The sequence below is a fragment of the Streptomyces alkaliphilus genome, assembly GCF_014141535.1.
In the GTDB taxonomy this organism is placed as follows: domain Bacteria; phylum Actinomycetota; class Actinomycetes; order Streptomycetales; family Streptomycetaceae; genus Streptomyces; species Streptomyces alkaliphilus.
This window is the reverse complement of sequence record NZ_VKHT01000504.1, coordinates 1-3,728: the sequence shown is the minus strand read 5'-3', so window position 1 is coordinate 3,728 and position 3,728 is coordinate 1. Positions and strand designations below refer to the sequence as shown.

The following is a 3,728-nucleotide window of genomic DNA, read 5'->3' as shown; positions in this document are numbered from 1 at the left end:
GGTCCGAGAGGTACCGGTCCCTCCGGCCGAGCGGAGCCCCCCGGGCTGTGCGTCACCGGTGTCCATGGCTTCTCCCCCGTCGGCCGTTCTCCCCTGTGTCGCGGACAGCGTACGCCGCGCCGGTGGGCCCGTGAACGGCCGCGCCCCCGACTGGTGGGGCGCGGCCGACCCGGCCGGTTCAGCCGGTCAGGGGGGCGCAGACCGGGGGTCGCGCGTCGGTCGGTCCGGAGCCCGAGCCGATCAGGCCGAGGGACACGGAGGTGCCGGGGGCGACGGCGCCGTTCCACGGGGTGTTGGTGATGAGGGTGCCGCCCTCGGGGTGGGGTTCGGCGATGCCGCCCCACACCTGGTCGGCGTTGACGGCCGGGAGGTGGACGCTCCAGCCGGTGAGCGGGACGGTGCCGGTGTTGGTGACGGTCACCTCCATCTGGAAGCCACCCGGCCAGGAGGAGCCGAAGACCGGGAGCGCCGCGCAGGAGGCGTCGGTGGATGGCTCACCGGGGCCGGCGTCGGCGCCGCCTGTGGTGGTGTCGACCCCGGGTTCGACGGCGGCGTGCCCGCCCTCGAACCCCGTTTCGGTCGGGGCCGTCGCCGAAGTCGTGGTGCCGCCGGCCGCGTGTGAGGCCATCGGTCCCGCGAACAGCAGGGCCGTGGCGGCGACGAACGCGGTGAGGGCGGCGCGGATGGCGACCCGGCGGGGGGTGCCCGTCCGATGCCGTCGCGGCTGTCGCTCCGACCGGCGTACCGGAGATGCCCGGAACGTCCGGGGGTCAACCGGTTCTCGATCTCCTCGCAAGGTTTCGTCCTTCCCATTCACGCCTGATGAATGGGAGCGCTCCCAACGCCGCCCGACCATCCAGCCGGCGATCGGGGTTCCCGTCAAGGCCCCCGCCGGGACCCGTTGCCGCCCCAGGGGTTCGACCGAAGGGGAGAGAGGGCCCGGGCCGCCCCCCACGGCGACCCGGACCCCCCACCTTCTCGGACGTCACAACCGTCCGATCGGTTCTCCTTCCATCCCACCGTTTTCTCCCGGACCCCGGGGCCCGGCGACGAAATCCGGATGGAGCCCCCGCCGACTCCGGGTCGAAACCGTCGTCACGTCCCCGCGCGACACCCCCGGGGGCCGACAGACCTTTCGGTCACGTCGACCCCCGGGGAAGGGATGCCGTGGGAGCGGTACCACGCCGCTCACCGGCTGATCAGTGGAAGAAGTGCCGGGTCCCGGTCAGGTACATCGTCGCGCCCGCCTCGCGGGCGGCGGCGATGACCTCCTCGTCCCGCACCGAGCCACCCGGCTGCACCACGGCCCGCACGCCCGCGTCGAGCAGCACCCGCAGGCCGTCGGGGAAGGGGAAGAAGGCGTCGGACGCGGCGTACGCACCGGCCGCCCGCTCCTCCCCCGCCCGCTGCACCGCGAGTCGGGCCGAGTCCACGCGGTTGACCTGGCCCATGCCGACGCCGACCGAGGCGCCGTCCCGGGCGAGCAGGATGGCGTTGGACTTCACCGCCCGGCAGGCCCGCCAGGCGAAGGCCAGCTCCGCCAGGGCGTCGGCGTCCAGGGCCTCGCCGGCGGCCAGGGTCCAGCTCGCCGGGTCGTCGCCGTCGGCCTGGAAAAGATCGCGCTCCTGCACCAGCAGGCCGCCCTCGATGGGCCGCACCTCGTGCCGCTGGGCGGGGGCGTCGGGGCAGCGCAGCACCCGGATGTTCTTCTTGCGGGTGAGGATCTCCAGCGCGCCGTCCTCGTAGTCGGGGGCGACGATCACCTCGGTGAAGATCTCCGCGACCTGCTCGGCCATGGCCGCCGACACCGGCCGGTTGACGGCGATGACGCCACCGAAGGCGGAGACCGGGTCGCAGGCGTGCGCCTTGCGGTGGGCCTCGGCGACGTCCGCGCCGACCGCGATGCCGCACGGGTTGGCGTGCTTGATGATCGCCACGCAGGGCCGGGCGTGGTCGTGGGCGGCGCGGCGGGCCGCGTCGGTGTCCACGTAGTTGTTGTAGGACATCTCCTTGCCGTGCAGCTGCTCGGCGGAGGCCAGGCCGATGCCGGTCGGGTCCGCGTACAGGGCGGCCGGCTGGTGCGGGTTCTCGCCGTAGCGCAGGGAGCGGGTGCGCTCCAGGGCGGTGGCGGTGAAGGACGGCAGCGTCTCGGCGTCGGGGGCGTAGTCGGCGGCGAACCAGGAGGCGACGGCCGCGTCGTAGGCGGCGGTGTGGGCGAACGCCTCGGCGGCGAGCCGCTTGCGCGTCGGCAGTTCGAAACCGCCGCCCTCGGCCGCCGCGATGACCTCGGGATAGCGGTCGGGGTTGACGACCACCGACACCGACGGGTGGTTCTTGGCTGCGGCGCGCACCATCGAGGGGCCGCCGATGTCGATCTGCTCCACGCACTCGTCGGGGCTCGCGCCGGAGGCGACGGTCTCGCGGAAGGGGTAGAGGTTCACCACGACCAGGTCGAACGGCTCGACGCCGAGCTCATCGAGCTGGGAGCGGTGGTCCTCCAGACGCAGGTCGGCGAGGATGCCGGCGTGCACCTTGGGGTGCAGGGTCTTCACCCGGCCGTCCAGGCACTCGGGGAAGCCGGTCAGCTCCTCGACGGGGGTGACGGGCACGCCGGCGGCGGCGATGACCTTCGCGGTGGAGCCGGTGGAGACGAGCCGGACGCCCGCCGCGTCGAGCCCACGGGCCAGCTCCTCCAGCCCGGTCTTGTCGTAGACGCTGACCAGGGCGCGCCGGATGGGGCGCCGGGTGGATTCGGTGGTCACGGGATGTATACCTTTCGTCCCTCGATGCGGTGGCCGTCGCGGGCCAGTCGGCTCACGGCCTCGACGAGCAGCCGGCGCTCGACGTCCTTGATGCGCTCGTGCAGCGCGGATTCGTCGTCCTCCTCCCGGACCTCGACCACGCCCTGGGCGATGATCGGGCCGGTGTCGACGCCCTCGTCGACGAAGTGGACGGTGCACCCGGTGACCTTCACGCCGTGGGCGAGCGCGTCGCGCACGGCGTGGGCGCCGGGAAAGCTCGGCAGCAGGGCCGGGTGGGTGTTGACGGTGCGTCCGCCGAACCGGCCCAGGAAACGCCGGCCGAGGATCTTCATGAAGCCGGCCGAGACGACCAGGTCGGGCTCGTGCGCGGCGACGGCGTCGGTCAGGGCGGCGTCCCAGGCGTCCCGGTCGGGGTGGTCGGCCAGGCGACACACGAAGGTCGGCAGGCCGGCGGCCTCCGCGCGGTCGAGGCCCGCGATGCCCGGCCGGTCGGCGCCGACGGCCACCACCCGCGCGCCGTACTCGTCGGCGCCGAGCCGGGCGATGGTGTCGAGGAGGGCCTGGAGGTTGGTTCCGGAGCCGGAGACCAGGACGACCAGGCGCTTCGGAGACGTTTCCCGGGCAGGGGCCACGGCTGTTGTTCCTTCGGGGCGGGGGCTCGTGCCCCGGCCGGCGGACCGGTCGGGACGGGGCTCGGGCGGCGCCCGGGCGGGGTCGGCGCGGGCGGGCCCCGGGTCACGATACCGGCCCGCCGCACCGACCCCGTGCGACGGTCCCGGCCCGGTCCCGGTACGGTCGGGGACATCGCCACCCGCCGTACCACCCGGGACGATCGGCGCCACGAAGGGGACACGAGGAGCAGATGACCGACCGACGCCCTGCCTCCGACCGCAGGAACTCCGGCGACGAGCAGGGGGAGAACCCGTTCGCGCCGCCCCCGGCGGACGCCCCGGACGCCTCCCGCAC

General features: G+C 74.4%; 3 protein-coding genes. All 3 read right to left on the bottom strand.

Annotation, left to right across the window (positions count from 1 at the left end):
* Nucleotides 1-178: 178 nt before the first annotated feature.
* The 3 genes from FNQ90_RS15695 to purN all read right to left on the bottom strand — a co-directional run bounded on the left by FNQ90_RS15695 (nucleotide 179) and on the right by purN (nucleotide 3,394).
* A complete protein-coding gene (locus FNQ90_RS15695; protein WP_182606955.1) occupies nucleotides 179-628 on the bottom strand; it encodes a cellulose binding domain-containing protein in 450 nt (149 codons plus the stop codon).
* A gap of 571 nt (nucleotides 629-1,199) precedes the next feature.
* On the bottom strand, nucleotides 1,200-2,762 hold the full coding sequence (purH, locus tag FNQ90_RS15690) for a bifunctional phosphoribosylaminoimidazolecarboxamide formyltransferase/IMP cyclohydrolase (protein WP_182606954.1): 1,563 nt from the start codon (nucleotides 2,760-2,762) through the stop codon (nucleotides 1,200-1,202).
* Complete coding sequence (gene purN, locus FNQ90_RS15685; RefSeq protein WP_182606953.1) at nucleotides 2,759-3,394, bottom strand: phosphoribosylglycinamide formyltransferase; 636 nt, start codon at nucleotides 3,392-3,394, stop codon at nucleotides 2,759-2,761. Before purN ends, purH begins: the two co-directional genes overlap by 4 nt.
* Nucleotides 3,395-3,728 lie beyond the last annotated feature (334 nt).